Origin of the sequence: Streptococcus sp. FDAARGOS_522 (assembly GCF_003812445.1) — a bacterium.
In the GTDB taxonomy this organism is placed as follows: Bacteria; Bacillota; Bacilli; order Lactobacillales; family Streptococcaceae; genus Streptococcus; species Streptococcus agalactiae.
In genome coordinates, this window is the sequence record NZ_CP033808.1 from 1,831,466 (window position 1) to 1,851,177 (window position 19,712).

At 36.4% G+C, this 19,712-nt stretch carries 19 protein-coding genes and 1 pseudogene; 17 read left to right on the forward strand and 3 right to left on the reverse strand.

Going from position 1 to position 19,712, the window contains the following annotated elements:
- Positions 1-36 precede the first annotated feature (36 nt).
- Both EGX70_RS09580 and EGX70_RS09585 read right to left on the reverse strand, forming a co-directional pair.
- On the reverse strand, positions 37-711 hold the full coding sequence (locus EGX70_RS09580; RefSeq protein ID WP_000356661.1) for a transcriptional regulator: 675 nt from the start codon (positions 709-711) through the stop codon (positions 37-39).
- 100 nt (positions 712-811) lie between these two features.
- Positions 812-1,612 (reverse strand): annotated as a pseudogene (locus EGX70_RS09585) (IS5 family transposase).
- A gap of 316 nt (positions 1,613-1,928) precedes the next feature.
- Here EGX70_RS09585 and EGX70_RS09590 point away from each other — a divergent pair.
- Together EGX70_RS09590 and EGX70_RS09595 are read left to right on the forward strand one after the other, a co-directional pair.
- Positions 1,929-2,951, forward strand: coding sequence for a PTS fructose transporter subunit IIC (locus EGX70_RS09590; RefSeq protein ID WP_001021303.1), 1,023 nt, complete (start codon positions 1,929-1,931; stop codon positions 2,949-2,951).
- 370 nt (positions 2,952-3,321) lie between these two features.
- Positions 3,322-4,614 carry an adenylosuccinate synthase gene (locus EGX70_RS09595; protein WP_000205039.1) on the forward strand — a complete coding sequence of 431 codons (1,293 nt, stop codon included), beginning with the start codon at positions 3,322-3,324 and terminating at the stop codon, positions 4,612-4,614.
- A gap of 22 nt (positions 4,615-4,636) precedes the next feature.
- On the opposite strand, the gene EGX70_RS11085 is transcribed toward EGX70_RS09595, so the two are convergent.
- Positions 4,637-4,930 (reverse strand): hypothetical protein, encoded by a 294-nt coding sequence (locus EGX70_RS11085; protein WP_172581986.1) that lies wholly within the window; start codon positions 4,928-4,930, stop codon positions 4,637-4,639.
- 338 nt (positions 4,931-5,268) lie between these two features.
- Between EGX70_RS11085 and EGX70_RS09605 the strand changes: the two genes are divergently transcribed.
- From EGX70_RS09605 to EGX70_RS09675, 15 genes are all read left to right on the forward strand, one after another.
- A complete protein-coding gene (locus EGX70_RS09605; RefSeq protein ID WP_001224527.1) occupies positions 5,269-5,886 on the forward strand; it encodes a membrane protein in 618 nt (205 codons plus the stop codon).
- A gap of 167 nt (positions 5,887-6,053) precedes the next feature.
- A complete protein-coding gene (locus EGX70_RS09610; RefSeq protein ID WP_000427087.1) occupies positions 6,054-7,493 on the forward strand; it encodes a PTS sugar transporter subunit IIC in 1,440 nt (479 codons plus the stop codon).
- A gap of 27 nt (positions 7,494-7,520) precedes the next feature.
- Positions 7,521-7,799, forward strand: coding sequence for a PTS sugar transporter subunit IIB (locus EGX70_RS09615; protein ID WP_000241475.1), 279 nt, complete (start codon positions 7,521-7,523; stop codon positions 7,797-7,799).
- 66 nt (positions 7,800-7,865) lie between these two features.
- The gene (locus EGX70_RS09620) at positions 7,866-8,351 is read left to right on the forward strand and encodes a PTS sugar transporter subunit IIA (RefSeq protein WP_001049922.1); all 486 of its coding nucleotides are present in this window, start codon (positions 7,866-7,868) and stop codon (positions 8,349-8,351) included.
- Positions 8,352-8,463: 112 nt separating this feature from the next.
- The gene (locus tag EGX70_RS09625) at positions 8,464-9,129 is read left to right on the forward strand and encodes a 3-keto-L-gulonate-6-phosphate decarboxylase UlaD (protein ID WP_000166859.1); all 666 of its coding nucleotides are present in this window, start codon (positions 8,464-8,466) and stop codon (positions 9,127-9,129) included.
- Between the two features lie 3 nt (positions 9,130-9,132).
- Positions 9,133-9,996: an L-ribulose-5-phosphate 3-epimerase gene (locus EGX70_RS09630; protein WP_000197816.1), complete on the forward strand. Its 864-nt coding sequence runs from the start codon at positions 9,133-9,135 to the stop codon at positions 9,994-9,996.
- A gap of 1 nt (position 9,997) precedes the next feature.
- On the forward strand, positions 9,998-10,714 hold the full coding sequence (locus tag EGX70_RS09635) for an L-ribulose-5-phosphate 4-epimerase (protein ID WP_001129979.1): 717 nt from the start codon (positions 9,998-10,000) through the stop codon (positions 10,712-10,714).
- A 10-nt stretch (positions 10,715-10,724) separates the two neighbouring features.
- A complete protein-coding gene (fsa, locus tag EGX70_RS09640) occupies positions 10,725-11,372 on the forward strand; it encodes a fructose-6-phosphate aldolase (protein ID WP_000873297.1) in 648 nt (215 codons plus the stop codon).
- A gap of 163 nt (positions 11,373-11,535) precedes the next feature.
- Positions 11,536-12,519 (forward strand): LacI family DNA-binding transcriptional regulator, encoded by a 984-nt coding sequence (locus EGX70_RS09645; protein WP_000462143.1) that lies wholly within the window; start codon positions 11,536-11,538, stop codon positions 12,517-12,519.
- A gap of 234 nt (positions 12,520-12,753) precedes the next feature.
- Positions 12,754-13,773: a hypothetical protein gene (locus tag EGX70_RS09650; RefSeq protein ID WP_000700537.1), complete on the forward strand. Its 1,020-nt coding sequence runs from the start codon at positions 12,754-12,756 to the stop codon at positions 13,771-13,773.
- Between the two features lie 18 nt (positions 13,774-13,791).
- Entirely contained in the window at positions 13,792-14,748 is a 957-nt protein-coding gene (locus tag EGX70_RS09655) for an NAD(P)-dependent oxidoreductase (RefSeq protein WP_000358401.1), read from the forward strand.
- A gap of 97 nt (positions 14,749-14,845) precedes the next feature.
- Positions 14,846-16,297, forward strand: a complete 1,452-nt coding sequence (locus EGX70_RS09660; RefSeq protein ID WP_000888347.1) for a PTS galactitol transporter subunit IIC — start codon at positions 14,846-14,848, stop codon at positions 16,295-16,297.
- 21 nt (positions 16,298-16,318) lie between these two features.
- On the forward strand, positions 16,319-17,308 hold the full coding sequence (locus EGX70_RS09665) for an amidohydrolase family protein (protein WP_000717730.1): 990 nt from the start codon (positions 16,319-16,321) through the stop codon (positions 17,306-17,308).
- 65 nt (positions 17,309-17,373) lie between these two features.
- Entirely contained in the window at positions 17,374-18,891 is a 1,518-nt protein-coding gene (locus EGX70_RS09670) for an FGGY-family carbohydrate kinase (RefSeq protein WP_000222909.1), read from the forward strand.
- A gap of 19 nt (positions 18,892-18,910) precedes the next feature.
- A complete protein-coding gene (locus EGX70_RS09675) occupies positions 18,911-19,672 on the forward strand; it encodes a sugar phosphate isomerase/epimerase (RefSeq protein WP_000806824.1) in 762 nt (253 codons plus the stop codon).
- The last annotated feature ends 40 nt before the right edge of the window (positions 19,673-19,712 follow it).

A 19,712-nucleotide genomic window follows, 5' to 3' on the forward strand; every position in this document is an offset into this window, starting at 1 on the left:
ATCTTATTAATCTATAAGTTAAAAAGAGTTTTAGAGTTAATGAGTTTCAATTTTTTTAAGATAACGATAGACGCTTGGTTCGGAGATGTTGAGAACTTCAGCGACCTTTGAAACGGCACCTTTTAATTGGAATACACCTTTTTCGTGAAGTTTAGAAACAATTTCTACCTTAACTTCTTGACTTAAATGAATATTCTGATTTAAAAGACTAGGATCAACAATCTCACTAATAATATCCTGAATATTGCCTGATAGAACTTCTACAGGTTCCTCCTGTTGAGGGAGAGAAATTTTTTGAGGGGACTTAGGTAGTATTTTGTTAACATTTAAATTAACTAAGTCCAGAATATCCAAAGCAATATTTTGGTATGCAGAAATATCAAGGTTGATACATAACATCCCTTCAAGTTCATTTTGAGCATTCTTGATGAAGAAAGTAGATCCACGAACTTCTTTATTGAGAGGGCTGACAATCGCCTTATAGTTAGTAACAAAATCTTTTTCCTTATAAACTTTATTCTTGATTAAATCAAGGGCGAAAGTCGTTAGAGGTGAACTTATGGTTCGTCCACTAATGTGACTATTAACCAACTCACCAATATAGATATCATTTTCATCTACTACATGCAAAACAATTTCGTAATTATCACCTAAAACATTATGGAGAAACGTTATTATCGTCTTCCAATAGTCTAATTTTTCTTTATCCATATCGTAGTTCCTCTATGCTAATCTTACTATTATAGTAATATATTTATGGTTAAAAGACAATATCAGACTATTTTAAAAGATTAATAGACTTCCTGCGAAACTAAAATCCTAGTTCACGGTTGATCATTCCAGCAATCAAATTCATTCGTAATCCAAACCGTTTGCGTCGATTTCGATAGGTTGTTGAAAATATTTTAAACGTTTTTACTTTGGCAAAAATATTCTCAACCTTGATTCTCTCTTTGGATAGCGTATGGTTATAGGTTTTATCTTCAAGAGTTAGTGGCTTAAGTTTGCTTGATTTCCTCGGAGTTTGCGCTTGTGAATACATCTTCATGATCCCTTGATAACCACTGTCTGCCAAGATTTTAGCAGCTTGTCCGATGTTTCTGCGACTCATTTGAACAACTTCATATCGTGGCAATAGTTCACTGCAATATCCAAAGAAACAATTCTCCCTTGGCTTGTGACAATCGCCTGAGCCTTCATAGCATGACATTTCTTTTACCAGAATAATTCGCTAGTTGATTTTTTAGGACGATTGATTTTACCTCTGTTGCATCCACAATCACCGTATCCTCAGCACTAAGATGAGTTTTTGAAATCGTAAACCACTTTGAATAAGAGTTGATTCAACCCATTGACTTCGACGGATTAAGTTGCTTTCGTGAATGCCAAAATCAGCCGCAATTTGTTCATAAGTGCGGTATTCTCGCATGTATTGAAGAGTAGCCATGAGGAGATCTTCTAAGCTTAACTTAGGGGTTCGGCCACCTTTTGCGTGTTTACGTTGATAAGCTGTTTTTAACACAGCTAACATCTCTTCAAAAGTAGTGCGCTGAACACCAACAAGGCGCTTAAATCGTACATCAGTTAATTGTTTGCTTGCTTCATAATTCATAGAACTATTGTACCATATTTTGTTTCGCAGGAAGTCTAATATAATAAAAAATTATCGTAATAAAAAAAAGTTAAGAAAATTAAAAATTATTATTGACTATGGTTATGCTTTCAGGTAAAATGTGATTATATTAGCAACTAAGGAGTAATCCATGAGATAAGCCTAATAATTATGTCGGACTTCTTTATTGCACCTTATCCAGTTCGTAGTACAATTAAGTTTCAGTATTACCTAAAGGCGCCTTTATTGAAATTGAAGCAGTAGTACACAGACACTGAGAATAAAAAACTTAACTATTTTTAGCGGGAGTATATTTATGAATATCATTATTGGGACCAGTCTTTTAATACTTGTATTAGCGATTTTCACTTTATTTAATTATAAAGCACCCTACGGAACAAAAGCAATGGGAGCATTGGCATCTGCGGCTTGTGCATCCTTCCTTGTAGAAGCTTTTCAAGATTCTTTCTTTGGTAAAGTTTTGGGATTTCAATTTTTAAGTGAAGTGGGTGGTGCTAATGGTTCACTTTCTGGTGTAGCTGCAGCTATATTGGTTACTATTGCTATTGGTGTAACCCCAGGATACGCAGTTTTAATTGGTTTATCTGTTTCTGGAACAGGTATTATTCCTGGTTTCCTTGCAGGATATTTAGTGGGATTTCTTGTTAAGTGGATGGAAAGAAATATTCCTGGTGGTTTAGATCTTATTTCAATTATTATTATTGGTGCACCATTAACACGTCTTGTGGCCAAACTGTTGACGCCGCTTATTAATAGCACTTTGCTCACCATTGGAGATATCTTAACATCAGGTGCTCATAGCAACCCTATTTTAATGGGGATTATACTTGGCGGGACAATTGTAGTAGTGGCGACAGCACCACTTTCTTCTATGGCATTGACAGCTATGCTAGGATTAACCGGAATGCCTATGGCTATAGGAGCCTTGTCTGTCTTTGGTTCGTCATTTATGAATGGTGTACTTTTCCATAAATTAAAACTTGGAAGTCGTAAAGATAATATAGCTTTTGCTGTTGAGCCTCTAACTCAAGCTGACGTGACTTCAGCTAACCCTATTCCAATCTATGTCACTAATTTTGTTGGTGGTGCAGCTTGTGGTATTTTAATTGCCTTGATGAAATTAGTTAATGATACTCCTGGAACAGCGACACCAATTGCAGGATTTGCTGTCATGTTTGCCTATAACCCAATGATAAAAGTACTAATAACCGCTCTAGGTTGTATTATCCTATCTTTACTAGCAGGCTATTTTGGAGGCATTGTTTTTAAAGATTATAAATTAGTTACAAAAGAAGAGCTACAGGCTAGAGATAACTAGTTACTTCATGAAAAGCTAATAGTAAATATCATTAATATAGATATGATATCTGACTTGTGATAACTGTTCTTGATAATTTAAAATTCAACGACTCTAATAAAAAGATCGTTGAATTTTTTTATTGTTAAGAATGCTGGTATCAGTAAATTTCAAGATTTCTTTATCAACTATAATGTTAGTTTTTTACCGTTTTTTTACACTTCTAATAATTATTTTTTTCCTTTTTTCCGATAATATTTGAGGAATTTGGCAAAAAAAAACATTTTTTGCTATAATAAGGTGTCAGACAAACTCGCAGGTGAAATTCCTGCCATGTTTTTCCAGAAAGGATTGGGTAGTCCTAAAAAGGCTCACTCAGTGTTAAATAAATATGACTTCAGTTGTTGTAGTAGGTACCCAATGGGGTGACGAAGGTAAAGGTAAAATTACAGATTTTTTATCTGCTGACGCAGAAGTAATTGCACGTTATCAAGGTGGTGATAACGCTGGGCATACTATCGTTATTGATAACAAAAAATTTAAACTTCATTTAATTCCTTCAGGAATTTTCTTCAAAGAAAAAATTTCTGTCATTGGTAATGGTGTTGTCGTTAATCCGAAATCATTAGTTAAAGAGTTAGCTTATCTTCACGGAGAAGGTGTAACAACGGATAACCTTCGTATTTCAGATCGTGCGCATGTTATCTTGCCATACCACATCAAGCTTGACCAACTACAAGAAGATGCTAAAGGTGATAATAAAATTGGAACAACCATCAAAGGAATTGGGCCAGCTTACATGGACAAGGCTGCGCGTGTCGGTATCCGTATTGCTGACCTTCTTGATAGAGAAGTTTTTGCTGAGCGTTTGAAAATTAATTTAGCTGAGAAAAATCGTTTATTTGAAAAAATGTATGACAGTACACCTCTTGAATTTGATGATATTTTCGAAGAATATTATGAATATGGTCAACAAATTAAGCAATATGTGACTGATACATCCGTTATCTTAAATGATGCTCTTGATGCCGGTAAACGTGTTCTTTTTGAAGGAGCACAAGGAGTTATGCTCGACATTGATCAAGGAACATACCCATTTGTAACATCTTCCAATCCAGTAGCAGGTGGTGTCACAATTGGTTCGGGAGTTGGACCAAGTAAAATTAATAAAGTGGTAGGTGTATGTAAAGCTTACACTAGCCGTGTTGGCGATGGACCATTCCCAACAGAACTTTTTGATGAGGTTGGTGACCGTATTCGTGAGATTGGTAAAGAGTATGGTACAACGACTGGTCGTCCTCGTCGCGTTGGATGGTTTGATTCTGTTGTTATGCGTCACAGCCGTCGAGTATCAGGTATTACTAACCTCTCTCTGAATTCAATTGATGTTCTTTCAGGGCTTGATACGGTAAAAATTTGTGTGGCTTATGACCTTGATGGGAAACGTATTGACTATTACCCAGCAAGCCTTGAACAGCTAAAACGTTGTAAACCAATCTATGAAGAATTACCGGGCTGGTCTGAAGATATTACAGCTTGCCGTAGCTTAGATGGTCTTCCAGAAAATGCACGTAATTACGTTCGCCGTGTTGGCGAATTGGTTGGTGTTCGTATTTCTACTTTCTCAGTAGGGCCTGGTCGTGAACAAACAAACATTCTTGAGTCTGTTTGGTCAAATATTTAATATTAAAAGTCTGACTGTACAGTCAGACTTTTTGATGTTTACTTTTTCCTTTTAATAGATAGATACTAATAAGACTTAAGAACTTCCCAGAAATCAATAAAACTACTGTAAATGATAAAAAAAGAAGTGCATTGATACTGTGAATCAAAGTATGTAATAATACTAGCGATACAACTGTTAGAATACTACCAGTCATCAATAAGCGTTCCAGAGGATAGTAGCCATGTTGCTTATGCATTTCTAATTTTAATAGTAGACCAGCTAACAATTCTGCTAGGAAACAAATAGGTAGAGCTATCAAATTAATAAGAATCATAGACCAACCAAATCCTTGACCCAAACCTATATATGATAGACTATTTTTGGGAATTGTTGACGTGTGAATTATAAAATCAATCGTAAGGATAATGTCTATAAGAAGTAGTAGCGCTAACAGATAATGTAGTAAGAAGATTGTTCTTAACCGTTTATTAATCAATATTTCATTTCCTCCTACTTATTTACCAATAAGCTTATTATATCATAATGTATAATCAAACATTCGTTAGTACTGATTAAAAGGTTTATGAAGGGGTGGTCACTATTGTTTCATTGAATTAGTAACTTTAACGACGAAATGTTATAATGTTATTAGTTTATAAAAGAGGAGATTGTATGCGTAAATTTTTCCAAGATGTTATTGTAGAGGTGGCTTATTATTTAGAGATTGCTTTGTCAGTTATTCTGGCAACAGCTATTATTTTCTTTAGTTTAGCACTCTTTCATGATTTGTTTAGCATGTTGTCTGTTGATCAAAATGTTGATAAGTTGTTCCAGACTTTCCTTGCTCGCGCCATGACAATAGCAGTCGGGATTGAGTTGATCAAAATGTTTTCAAAACCTTCCCCAGATACTTTAATTGAAGTGTTATTGTTTGCCTTAGCTCGTCAACTTGTAATTGAACATGGTAGTGTTTCAGATTACCTTATGGGGATTGCTTCAGTTGCTATTTTGTTTGCTGTTCGTAAATATCTTTTCACCCATTTTGATGGGTCAAGCAACATTGTTTTACGTGCTAATAACAAAGTCAAAAAAGCTAATATTTTAGCTAGGATTCAACTACCTTGTCAACCCAATGAAACTTTAGGAGACTTACTTGTTCGTCATTTAAATGATGAGGAAAAGGACGTTGCTATTGGTTCAGTAGTCTATATTAATAACGTTGCATTGCGTGTTGATAGTATGCACGATGGTCTTGTGACGCGTGTAGAAATCATTAGGAGTCTACATTAAAAAATATAAAAAATCATGTATCTTAGGATACATGATTTTTTTGTAAATTAGGTTCAGCACAATTTTGCACACTTAAGTGTGTACTTCTTGGTCTTTTTTAAAACGCTTACAAAAAATATAATAAAGATACAAAAAAACATTACTTAAATAAAGAGAGGTCTTTAGTTATGGAAAACTTCCTAGCTCCCCTTAATTGGTTCTCGCAAAATATCTTGCAGAATCCAGCCTTCTTCGTAGGTCTATTGGTACTCATTGGGTATCTTTTATTGAAGAAACCACTTCATGATGTCTTTGCTGGTTTTATCAAAGCGACCGTTGGATATTTGATTTTGAACGTAGGTGCAGGAGGATTGGTTAATACATTCCGTCCAATCTTAGTTGCTCTTGCTAAAAAATTTAATTTAGAAGCTGCTGTTATTGACCCTTACTTTGGTTTAGCATCAGCAAATGCTAAGTTAGAAACAATGGGCTTTATCAGTGTTGCAACAACAGCACTCTTGATTGGTTTTGGGATTAACATTCTCTTGGTTGCTCTTCGTAAAGTAACTAAAGTCCGTACTCTTTTTATTACTGGTCATATCATGGTACAACAAGCTGCAACAATTTCAGTATTTGTACTGCTCTTGATTCCACAACTTCGTAATGGTTTTGGTGCATGGGCTGTTGGTATCATTTGTGGTCTATATTGGGCGGTAAGTTCTAATATGACCGTTGAAGCAACTCAACGCCTTACAGGTGGTGGTGGATTTGCCATTGGACACCAACAACAATTTGCAATTTGGTTTGTTGATAAGGTTGCGCCATTCTTCGGTAAAAAAGAAGAAAACCTTGATAACTTAAAATTACCAACATTCTTAAATATTTTCCATGATACAGTTGTTGCATCAGCAACATTGATGCTAGTTTTCTTTGGAGGAATCTTAGCTGTCCTTGGTCCAGACATTATGTCTAATGTTAAATTAATTGGACCTGGGGCATTTGTACCAACTAAGCAAGCTTTCTTCATGTACATCCTTCAAACATCATTGACATTCTCAGTTTACCTTTTCATTTTGATGCAAGGTGTACGCATGTTCGTTACAGAATTGACAAATGCCTTCCAAGGCATCTCAAACAAACTTCTTCCAGGATCATTCCCAGCGGTTGACGTTGCAGCTTCATATGGTTTTGGTTCTTCAAATGCAGTTCTTTCAGGATTTGCTTTTGGTTTGATTGGTCAATTAATTACAATCGCTCTACTTGTTGTCTTCAAAAATCCAATCTTGATTATCACAGGATTCGTTCCAGTATTCTTTGATAATGCGGCAATCGCTGTTTATGCAGATAAACGTGGTGGCTGGAAAGCAGCAGTAGCTCTATCATTTATCTCAGGTATTATTCAGGTGGCACTTGGTGCTGTTGCTGTAGGTCTTTTAGGACTTGCAGGTGGTTATCATGGAAATATTGACTTTGAATTCCCATGGTTAGCATTTGGTTACATCTTCAAGTATTTAGGTATCGCTGGTTACGTGATTGTATGTCTCTTCTTCTTAGCTATTCCACAACTTCAATTTATGAAATCTAAAGATAAAGAAGCATACTATCGTGGTGATGCGCCTGCAGAATAATAGAAATTTATAACGGAGGAAATAAAAATGGTTAAAGTTCTTACAGCATGCGGAAACGGCATGGGATCATCAATGGTTATCAAAATGAAAGTTGAAAATGCGCTTCGTCAATTAGGCGTTAGCAACTTTGAGTCAGCATCTTGCTCAGTCGGAGAAGCAAAAGGTTTAGCTGCGAACTACGATATCGTGGTTGCTTCAAACCACCTTATCCATGAATTAGACGGACGTACAAAAGGTCATTTAGTAGGTCTTGATAACCTTATGGATGACAATGAAATAAAAACAAAACTACAAGAAATTTTGTAAGTTAATAGACAAAGGGAGTGAGACAAAAGTTTCTCTCCCATATCTTTAGACTTTTAAGGAGAAATCATGAATTTAAAACAAGCCTTTATCGAAAATGACTCAATTCGTCTTAAATTATCTGCAAGCGATTGGAAAGAAGCAATCAAATTATCAATTGATCCATTGATTGAAAGTGGTGCTGTTGATGCAGAATATTACGATGCCATTATTGAATCTACAGAGGAATTTGGTCCGTACTACATTCTTATGCCGGGTATGGCGATGCCTCATGCTCGTCCAGAAGCAGGCGTAAAACGTGATGCATTTTCATTAATTACATTAACAGAGTCAGTAGTCTTTCCAGATGGCAAAGAAGTCTCAGTATTGTTAGCACTTGCTGCAACAAGTTCAGCTATTCATACTTCTGTTGCTATCCCTCAAATTATTGCCCTTTTTGAATTGGAAAATTCAATTCAGCGCTTGACGGAATGCCAAGAAGCAAAAGAAGTCCTTGCAATGGTAGAGGAATCAAAAAACAGCCCATATTTAGAAGGTTTAGATTTAGAAAGCTAATCAATAAACTGATATTAATAGAAAGGATAGGACCTATAAAAAATCTCTGTGATAAGAAACTCTTTGCCACAAATAAAATGAGTATTTTTATCAGGTCCTTAGAATAAACAACATGACAAAACGTTTACCAAATTTACAAGTTGCACTTGACCACTCAGATTTACAAGGAGCTATCAAAGCTGCCGTATCAGTAGGACATGAAGTTGATGTTATTGAAGCTGGAACTGTTTGCCTTCTTCAAGTAGGTAGTGAATTAGTTGAGGTCCTTCGCAGTCTCTTCCCTGACAAAATAATTGTTGCTGATACAAAATGTGCTGATGCTGGTGGGACTGTTGCTAAAAATAATGCTGTTCGCGGTGCAGACTGGATGACTTGTATCTGTTGTGCTACTATTCCAACAATGGAAGCAGCCTTAAAAGCTATCAAAGAAGAACGCGGCGATCGTGGAGAAATTCAAATCGAACTATATGGTGATTGGACTTATGAGCAAGCGCAACAATGGTTGGATGCAGGTATTTCACAAGCCATTTATCACCAATCTCGTGATGCGCTTCTTGCTGGCGAAACATGGGGAGAAAAAGATCTTAATAAGGTTAAAAAATTGATTGATATGGGCTTCCGAGTTTCTGTAACTGGTGGTTTATCAACTGATACTCTTCAATTATTTGAAGGTGTTGATGTTTTTACTTTTATTGCGGGTCGTGGTATTACAGAGGCAGATGATCCAGCCGCAGCAGCACGTGCATTTAAGGATGAAATTAAACGTATTTGGGGGTAATGTATGACACGTCCAATAGGAATTTACGAGAAGGCAACACCAAAACATTTTAACTGGTTAGAACGCCTACAATTTGCTAAAGAATTGGGATTTGATTTTGTAGAATTATCCATTGATGAGTCAGATGAACGTTTGGCACGTTTGGAGTGGTCAAAAGAAGAACGACTTGAGTTGGTCAAAGCTATTTTTGAGACCGGAGTTCGTGTTCCAACAATTACATTTAGTGGTCATCGTCGTTTCCCAATGGGATCTAATGATCCTGAGAAAGAAGCGCGTGCGATGGATATGATGAAAAAATGTATCGTCTTTGCTCAAGATATTGGGATTCGTAATATTCAATTAGCAGGATATGATGTGTACTATGAAGAAAAATCTCCAGAGACACGTGCACGCTTTATTAAGAATCTTCGTCAAGCTTGTACTTGGGCCGAAGAAGCACAAGTTATTCTGTCTATTGAGATTATGGATGACCCATTTATGAATTCCATTGAAAAATATTTGGCTGTGGAAAAAGAGATTGATTCTCCTTATCTCTTTGTCTACCCAGATACTGGAAATGTATCAGCATGGCATAATGATCTTTGGAGTGAATTTTATAATGGACATCGCTCAATTGCAGCGCTTCATATTAAAGATACCTATGCTGTTACCGAAACATCTAAAGGTCAATTCCGTGATGTTCCATTTGGTCAAGGGTGTGTTGATTGGGAAGAAATGTTTGCTGTCATTAAGAAAACAAATTATAATGGTCCATTCTTGATTGAAATGTGGTCGGAGAACTGTGAGACTGTAGAGGAAACACGTGCAGCCATTAAAGAGGCGCAAGATTTTCTTTACCCATTAATGGAGAAAGCAGGAGTGAAATAATATGGCAAAATCATTGCAAGAAATGCGTGAACGTGTGTGTGAAGCTAATAAATCACTACCAGTTCATGGTTTAGTTAAATTTACTTGGGGTAACGTTTCTGAAGTTGACCGCGAAGCAGGATTGATTGTTATCAAACCTTCAGGAGTTGACTATGACCAATTGACACCTGAAAATATGGTTGTCACAGACTTAGAGGGAAATATAGTGGAGGGGGATTTGAATCCATCATCTGATCTTCCAACTCATGTTCAACTTTATAAAGCATGGCCAGAAGTCGGTGGTATTGTTCATACTCATTCAACAGAAGCAGTTGGCTGGGCACAAGCGGGTCGCGATATTCCATTTTATGGAACAACACATGCAGATTATTTTTATGGGCCAGTACCATGTGCTAGGTCACTTAGTGAAGATGAAGTTAACACTGCTTATGAAAAAGAAACAGGTAGTGTTATTATAGAGGAATTTGAACGTCGGAATTTAGATCCAATGGCTGTTCCTGGTATTATTGTACGTAATCATGGACCATTTACTTGGGGGAAAGATCCAGCACAAGCAGTTTATCACTCAGTCGTTCTTGAAGAAGTTGCCAAGATGAATCGTTTCACTGAACAAATTAATCCACGTGTTGAACCAGCTCCAAAATATATTATGGATAAACACTATTTACGTAAGCATGGACCAAATGCTTATTATGGTCAAAAAGGACAAGAACATTAAGGAGAATAATATGAAATACTTTTTAGATACTGCCGATGTTTCTGAAATTCGTCGTCTTAATCGTTTAGGAATCGTTGATGGTGTTACTACCAATCCGACTATTATTTCACGTGAGGGGCGTGACTTTAAAGAAGTTATTAACGAAATTTGCCAAATCGTTGATGGTCCAGTTAGTGCAGAAGTGACAGGTTTAACTTGTGATGAAATGGTTACCGAAGCTAGAGAAATCGCTAAGTGGTCACCAAATGTTGTTGTTAAAATTCCAATGACTGAAGAAGGTTTAGCAGCAGTTTCACAATTATCAAAAGAAGGTATAAAGACAAATGTGACATTAATATTTACTGTGGCTCAAGGTCTTTCGGCAATGAAAGCTGGTGCAACCTTTATTAGTCCTTTTGTGGGTCGTCTTGAAGATATTGGAACAGATGCTTATGCTTTGATTCGTGACCTTCGTCACATTATTGATTTTTATGGTTTCCAATCTGAGATTATTGCTGCTAGCATTCGAGGATTGGCGCATGTGGAGGGCGTCGCTAAATGCGGTGCGCACATTGCCACTATTCCAGATAAAACATTTGCATCACTATTTACTCACCCGCTTACTGATAAAGGGATTGAAACTTTCTTAAAAGATTGGGATAGTTTCAAGAAGAAGTAGTGTTACGATAAAGCAAACTCTTAATTATACTAGTGCAAGACAAACTTTGATAATGGGTTTGTCTTTTTTTATAATCTTCTCCAATAAGAACACTTATTTTCATTTTTCTTATTAAATGATATAATACGGGTAAATTAAGTCTAATTAGAATAAGGAAATAGAGATGTTTGAGAAGGTAACCATTAGTGATATTGCAAATTTAGTAGGTGTGTCAAAAGCTACAGTTTCCTATTATCTCAATGGGAACTATAAGAAAATGTCTCTGCAAACGAAAGAAAAAATACGTTTAGCTATTAAGGAGACTGGTTATCAACCAAGTAAGATTGCTCAAAGTTTAGTTACAAAAAATACCCGTACTATTGGGGTCGTTATTGCTGATATTACTAATCCCTTTATTTCGTCTGTGATGAAGGGAATACATGATACTTGTCAACAATTTGGTTACTCGGTTAACTTTACTAACTCGGATAATGATATTGACATTGAGTTGGAAAATTTAAACCGTTTAAATCAGCAAAACGTTTCAGGAATTATTTTAGATTCTGTAGATCCTAATCATTCATTTATAGAAACTTTGAGTAATGATCGTCTTGTCATGGTTGATAGACAAGCTAAAGATATTAAGGTAGATACTGTAGTATCCGACAATAAAGAATCGACTCAAATATTTCTTGAAAAAATGCAAGAAACTGGGTATCATGACATCTATTTTGTCACTTATCCCATTGAAGGAATTTCAACCCGTGAGCTTCGTTACGAAGGTTTTAAAGAAGTGGTCAGTTCAAATCCTGATAAGTTGATTATTATCACTGAAGATGGTAGTACACAGAGAATTCTTGATATTATTGAACATTCAGAGCAAAAACCAGGGTTCTTAATGATGAACGGTCCAACTCTTTTGAATTTTATGAAAAAATTAAATCAATCAACGGTCAGCTACCCTGAAGATTATGGTCTTGGGAGTTATGAAGATTTAGAATGGATGCAGGTACTTACACCAAACGTTTCCTGTATAAAACAGGATTCATATGGCATTGGTTGCCTGGCTGCCCAATGTTTAATTGAAAAAATTAGTCAAGGAAACGAGCCAACTACTGCAAGGTTACTAGAAGTAAAAAATCAAATCGTTATTCGTCAATCTTTTTAAAAATGTTTGCGAGAGCAAGCATTTTTTTATAAAAAAGCAAAAAACACTATGTAAACGCTTGCTTTTATAAAAAATGATAGTATAATAGAATTATAAATGAGTTAACCGTTTAACTTAAGAATAGGTAAGCTTTTAACGAACCATCTCTAACTCTCTTAACTCAAATGTTTTTATTTTTTTGCACCATTAGTTAAACGGTTAACTCAAGTTTTATCTTCACCAAAGGAGGATAGAATGAAGATTAATAAATTATTGTCAGACAGACTTGAAGCTTGTTATTCAGTTTGTCGTTTGCAAAATCAAGACTATGATTTTTTATTAGTAGCTTCAGAGGTTGATCAAGCCTGCTTTGCTTATGATTTGAATAGCGATTTAGCAAAAATTGTTGTTTGGGAAGATGTGGGAGGTACCATGAGTATTATTCCAATTCCCGGAACCATGGATTTTTTGGCAACCCAGAAATTTTACCCAGGGTTTAAGGCCAAAGATTGTCAGGTTGTTTATGCAAGTTTTCAAGGAGATCATTGGGACATTTGTAACGCATTTGATTTTCCGTATTTACATCGCTTTGATCTCATTAAAGGTAAAGAAAATCAACTTTACTTTATAGGTTGTACAATTGCTAACAGTAAAGCCTACACTGAGGATTGGAGTGATAAAGGCCGAATTTTTGTTGCTCGTTTTAATACTCAAAACCATACATTGGAAGGATTGCAACAATTGCCTCAAACTTTATTAAAAAATCATGGATACTATGCCATTCAGGATGAAGGATATTCATTGATTACTTCAGTGGAAGGGGTATTCAAACTCACTTATCCAGAATTTTCTACTACAGGCGACTGGCAATTAGAACGGCTTTTCGATGAGGAGACAAGCGATGTGGTGAAAGTGGATATTAATCAGGATGGCAAGGATGAGTATATGATTATCCAAGGTTTTCATGGAGATCGTTTACGTATCTTCACTGAAGATTTCGGTCGAGAATTATTCCATTATCCAGAAAAAACCCCATTTGGTCACGCTATTTGGAGTGGTCGTTTACTTAATCAGACTTGTTTTGTATTCGGGTGGCGATCAGAAAAAGCAGAATTAAGGCTTTTTCACTTTGTAGATGGGCACTTGGTTTCAGAATTAGTAGATGCAAAAGCAGCTTCTAGTAATGTCTTAGCTTTTGAAAAAGATGGAAAAGCTTATCTTTTCTCAGCCAATAACGGACGTGGCGAAGTTGCTCTTTATCAATTAGTAAAATAAATTTAAGAAGGAGACAATATGGACAAGAAAAAAATCTTAGTAACGGGTATTGTGCCTAAAGAAGGTCTAAGAAAGCTTATGGACCGATTTGATGTTACTTATTCAGAAGATCGCCCATTTTCACGTGACTATGTGTTAGAGCATTTATCTGAATATGACGGATGGTTACTCATGGGACAAAAAGGCGATAAAGAGATGATTGATGCAGGTGAAAACTTACAAATTATTTCTTTAAATGCGGTTGGTTTTGATCATGTAGATACTGCGTATGCTAAAGAAAAAGGAATTGTAGTCTCTAATTCCCCTCAAGCAGTACGAGTTCCGACAGCGGAAATGACTTTTGCTTTAATTTTAGCTGCCAGTAAGCGCCTTGCATTTTATGATAGTATTGTAAGAAGTGGAGAGTGGATTGATCCGAGCGAACAACGTTATCAAGGTTTGACTTTGCAAGGTTCAACATTAGGTATTTACGGAATGGGACGCATCGGTTTGACAGTCGCAAATTTTGCTAAAGCATTTGGGATGACTGTTGTTTACAATGATGTTTATCGACTTCCTGAAGATAAGGAAAAAGAGCTTGGTGTAACCTATCTCGAATTTGATCAGCTTATTGAAACAGCTGATGTCATAACCATCCACGCCCCAGCATTACCATCAACAATCCACAAATTCAATAAAGATGTTTTTGCTAAGATGAAAAGTCGAAGCTACTTAATCAACGCTGCTAGAGGCCCAATCGTTTCTGAAGAAGCACTTATTGAAGCTCTGAAAGAAGGTGAAATCGCGGGTGCGGGATTAGATGTTTTTGAGAATGAACCGCAGGTATCTGAAGGATTGAGAAGTCTTGATAATGTTATCATGAGTCCACATGCTGGGACAGGTACTATTGAGGGACGTAGAACTTTGGCTGAAGAAGCAGCTGACAACATCATTGCCTTCTTTGATGGCAAGCCACAAAATATTGTCAATAAATAATTGGCTAGTGAGCGCAGAGCCATCTTTTGAAAAAATGGGACCTCCCATTTTTTTACGGGTAAATGTAAGCGCTTAATAATTTAATAAAGGTGAACTTATGCTAGAAGCTTTACATAAATTCTTTGAAGTTTTTGGTGCAGCAACTGTTGTACCCGCTATGATTTTTATTGTCAGCCTTTTTCTAAAGGTCAATCCAAGGCGAGCTTTCTTTAGCGCCTTACGAGCTGGTGTTGGACTCACAGGCTTTGGTTGGATTATATCAGCTTTTGCTCCTATGGTGACTAAGTATATCCAGCAGATGGTTAAAACTACTGGGCTCCATTTACCAATTGTAGATATTGGTTGGCAGGCTGGTTCTCTCACCGCCTTTTCTTCTGAGATTGGCCTCTCTTTCTTTGTTTTTGGCTTGCTAATTGAATTGGGGCTTTTCTTGCTCGGGATTACCCGAGTATTTGTCCCATCTAATCTTTGGAATAACTTTGGCTATATGATTTGGGGTACAATGGCCTATGCAGCAACAGGTAATTTTATATTGTCTTTCGCATTTATGGTTTTTGTCTTACTCTATTCATTAGTGATGTCAGAAGTATTGGCAGATCGATGGTCGGAGTATTACGGTGTTAAAAATGCAACGATCAACTCGATTCATAATATTGAAACCCTTATTCCAGCTCTTATTCTTGATCCTCTTTGGAACCTACTTAGTGTCAATAAGGTAAAGTTGAACCCAGAATCATTAAAGACTAAGTTAGGGATATTTGGTGAGCCAATGACACTTGGTTTTATACTTGGTGTGATTATTGGTGTATTAGGTAGTTTACGTAACCTTGCAAGTATTGATACTTGGGGAGGTATACTTGGTTTTGCAGTTGCTCTTGCAGCGGTTATGACTATTTTTCCTTTGATTACGGGGGTATTTGCTAGTGCTTTTGCTCCTCTTGCTGAAGCAGTTGAACGCAATAAGAAAAAAGAAAGTCAAGCTGAGCAAGGAGCACTGGATAAAAAACGTTGGTTTATTGCAGTAGATGACGGTGTTGGTTTTGGTGAACCAGCAACTATTATCGCAGGTCTCATTTTAGTACCAATAATGGTTGTTATTTCCTTGATTTTACCTGGAAATGAAGCTTTACCAGTCGTTGACCTTATTGCTATCCCTTTTATGATTGAAGCTATGATAGCTGTGTCAAAAGGAAATATTCTTAAAGCTATTTTGAATGGAATCATATGGTTTTCACTAGGTCTTTATGCTGCTAGTGCCCTAGGTCCAATCTACACAGAAGCTGTTAAGCATTTTGGAACTGCTTTACCAGCAGGGGTAACTTTGATTATGAGCTTTAATCTCCTAGCTCATCCTTTGACAGCTCTAGTCTTCTTTGCTTGGATATCTGGGAACCCACTCTATATTGGTGTGACAGTTGTTATTTATCTTGCTTTCTTGTTCTTGCTTCGTACTCGTCGTGAATCTATTTACGCATACCTTAAAACTATGGCTGATAAGAATAGCGGATATGAAGGTAGTTGTGAAAAAATCTTTATTGCTGAAGATTAAAAATCTGTTGGAGGAATACTCATGAAAAAAATTGATGGACATGCTCATATTGTTGATACAATTGCAGGATTTAATGGTAAAGGACGCCTTAATGCCCTTGGGAACGGTTATGCTATTTGGGATGATGGTGATTTAATTAAGCTCATCCCAGACGAATACGGTGACAAAGCATTTACAGCTGAAGCTTTTTTGAAGTATATGGATGCTAATGGTGTAGATAAAGCAGTCATTTTGCAAGGTCATCTTAATGGCTATCAAAATTATTATACGCATTTAGCTATTAAACGTTATCCAGAACGTTTTACAGGCGCATTCTCTGTTGATCCATTTGCAGATAATGCAATGCAAATTGTAAAACGTCATGTTGAAGTCCTTGGTTTTCGAGCTATTAAATTTGAAATTAGTCAAGGAGGGGGTATCCATGGATACCGTGGACAAAAAACGCCTTTCCGTCTTGATACAGACCCACATGTGAGTCGTATTTTGACTTATCTGTTAGACTATCCAGGATTTGTAGTTACAGTTGATTATGGCAATTGGGATCAAATTAGTCACCAACCTGATGCTATTGCTAATTTAGCTCGCCTTTATACGAGTCTCGATTTTGTTGTTTGTCACCTCTCTTTTCCACATGTTGAGCATTCAAATCGATTGCGTGCTGAACTTAATATGTGGAAAAACTTCAACAATATCTATACTGATATTTCAGCTATTCAAGATATTGATGCCCCAGATAGTTTTCCTTTTCCAAAATCAGAACAAAATGTACGTATTGCTAAAGAAGTTCTTGGGGCTAAGCGTATCATTTGGGGAACTGATTCTCCATGGTCAGCGACCTTCAATACTTACGAAGAATTAGCTACTTGGCTAGAGAATGTTGATATCTTCAGTCAAGAGGAACTAGAAGATGTTATGTACAATAATGCTGAGCGTGTTTACTTTAAAGAAGAACATGTAAAGGCTAACAGAGCAGGTATAGATGATACAACCAAAGAGCTCAATCTCTATTAGAAGAGTTTTCAAGGTACAAGAGTTTCTTGTACCTCCTTTTTAAATCAACAATGAGGAGACAAATTATGACTTACTACCTTAGCATTGACTACGGCGGTACAAATACCAAGGCGCTTATTTTTGACAAATTAGGACACCAAATCGCTGTTTCGAGTTTTGAAACTTTAAAAAATGAGGCTCAATCTGGTCATCGTCAAGTAAACCTTGTTAAAACGTGGAATGCTATAACTTCTGCTATTAGAGAGGTTATTCAAATCTCAAAACTCAGCCCTGAGCAGATTAGTGCAGTAGCATGTATTGGACATGGGAAAGGTCTTTATCTGCTAGATAATAAGTTGGAGCCACTTGAACAAGGAATTTTGTCTACAGATAATCGTGCCAAAGATTTGGCGCAATATTTCGAATCTAAACTTGATAATATTTGGGAGTTGACTCGGCAACATATTTTCCCTTCACAAAGTCCAGTTATTTTACGTTGGCTTAAAGATTATCAGCCCGAAACCTATAAATCAATAGGGGCGGTCCTTTCTGCAAAGGACTTTATTCGGTATAAGCTTACAGGAAAAGTACAGCAAGAATATGGTGACGCTTCAGGTAATCATTGGATAAATTTCCAAACAGGAACTTATGATCCAGCTATTTTAGATTTTTTTGGCATTAGAGAGATAGAAAACTCACTTCCTGAACTTATAGATAGTGCAGATTTAGTTCCTGGGGGAATTAGTTCTCAAGCAGCAAAAGAGACTGGTCTTGTAGAAGGGACCCCCGTTGTTGGAGGGCTCTTTGACATCGATGCTTGTGCTCTTGGATCAGGTGTTTTAGAGTCAGATACTTTTAGTGTTATTTCGGGAACTTGGAATATTAATACTTATCCAAGTTTAAAACCAGCAAAGCAAGATAGTGGTCTTATGACTTCCTATTTTCCAGATCGTCGTTATCTCTTAGAGGCAAGTAGCCCTACTTCTGCAGGGAATCTTGATTTTATGTTAAAAATGCTCATGCATCAAGAAATTGATAACGCTAAATCTAGTGGAGGTTCTATCTATGATAATTTAGAAGAATTTCTCACTCATACTGATGCTACACATCATGGACTTATTTTCTTTCCGTTTCTTTACGGTAGTAACACATCACAAGATGCTAGCGCTTGCTTTTTTGGGCTAACAACTAAATCGACGAAATCTCAGATGATACGTGCGGTATATGAAGGTATTGCGTTTGCACATAAGCAGCATATCACTGATTTAATAAAAAGTAGGGGCGGTGTGCCAAAAATAATTCGTTTCTCTGGCGGAGCTACCAACTCACCAGCATGGATGCAAATGTTTTCTGATATCTTAAACCTTCCTATTGAAACAGTAGAAGGCACAGAATTAGGAGGATTAGGAGGAGCTATTTTAGCACATCATGCTTTAGATAAGATTTCGTTAAAGGAAGCAGTCCAAGATATGGTTCGTGTAAAAGCTATTTATAAACCTCAATTATCCGAAGTAAAGGGGTACGAAAAAAAATATCACGCTTACCAAAAATTATTAGAAACACTGGATCCTATTTGGTCGGAACTCGGTCATCTGAATAAGTAGGGATATCAAAGGAGTTGTTATGAAACAAGAAGATATTATTATCAATAGTATTGTATTCAAAAAACAGTTAGACAAAGGTTTTACACAAGTTCAGCTCATTAAGTTAGTAAAGGATTTAGGATTTTCACGATTTGAGATACGTCAAGAATTGCTTCAAGATCCAGATAGAGAGCTACCCGCTTTAAAAGCAGAGGCTGACTTTTATGATATCAATCTTTACTATAGTGCTAATGAAGACCTTATCAAAGGAGGGAAAGTTAATCCTTATCTTAATAAAGGCCTTAAAGAAGCATCACAGTTAGGAGCTCCTTTCATTAAACTAAATGTTGGACAAACCAGAAACTTAAGTAAAGAAGAGTTAGAACCTCTTAAAGAGATATTGAAAAGCCAAACTATTGGTATAAAGGTGGAAAATAATCAAGACCCTAAAGCAGCTACAGTGGAGAATTGCCAATATTTTATGACTCTAGTGAAAGAATTACAAATACCAATAAGTTTTGTTTTTGATACTGCTAATTGGGCCTTTATCAACCAAGATCTATACCAAGCGGTAAATAGCTTAGCTTGTGATACCACCTACCTTCACTGTAAAAATTTTTTACAGGTAGCTGGAAAGCCTCACCTCTCGAAGAGCCTCTTCGAAGGAGAGATTGATCTGACTGATTTGTTAAAGAGTTTCTCTAATTGTGAGTATCTAGCTCTAGAATACCCCACAGAGTTGGAGGTATTAAAAAGGGATGTTCAACGTTTAATCTCTATCAGCAATAGTCAAAACTTTTAATGAAAAGGCTTTAAAAAGATGTTATAATAAGTCTGTATGA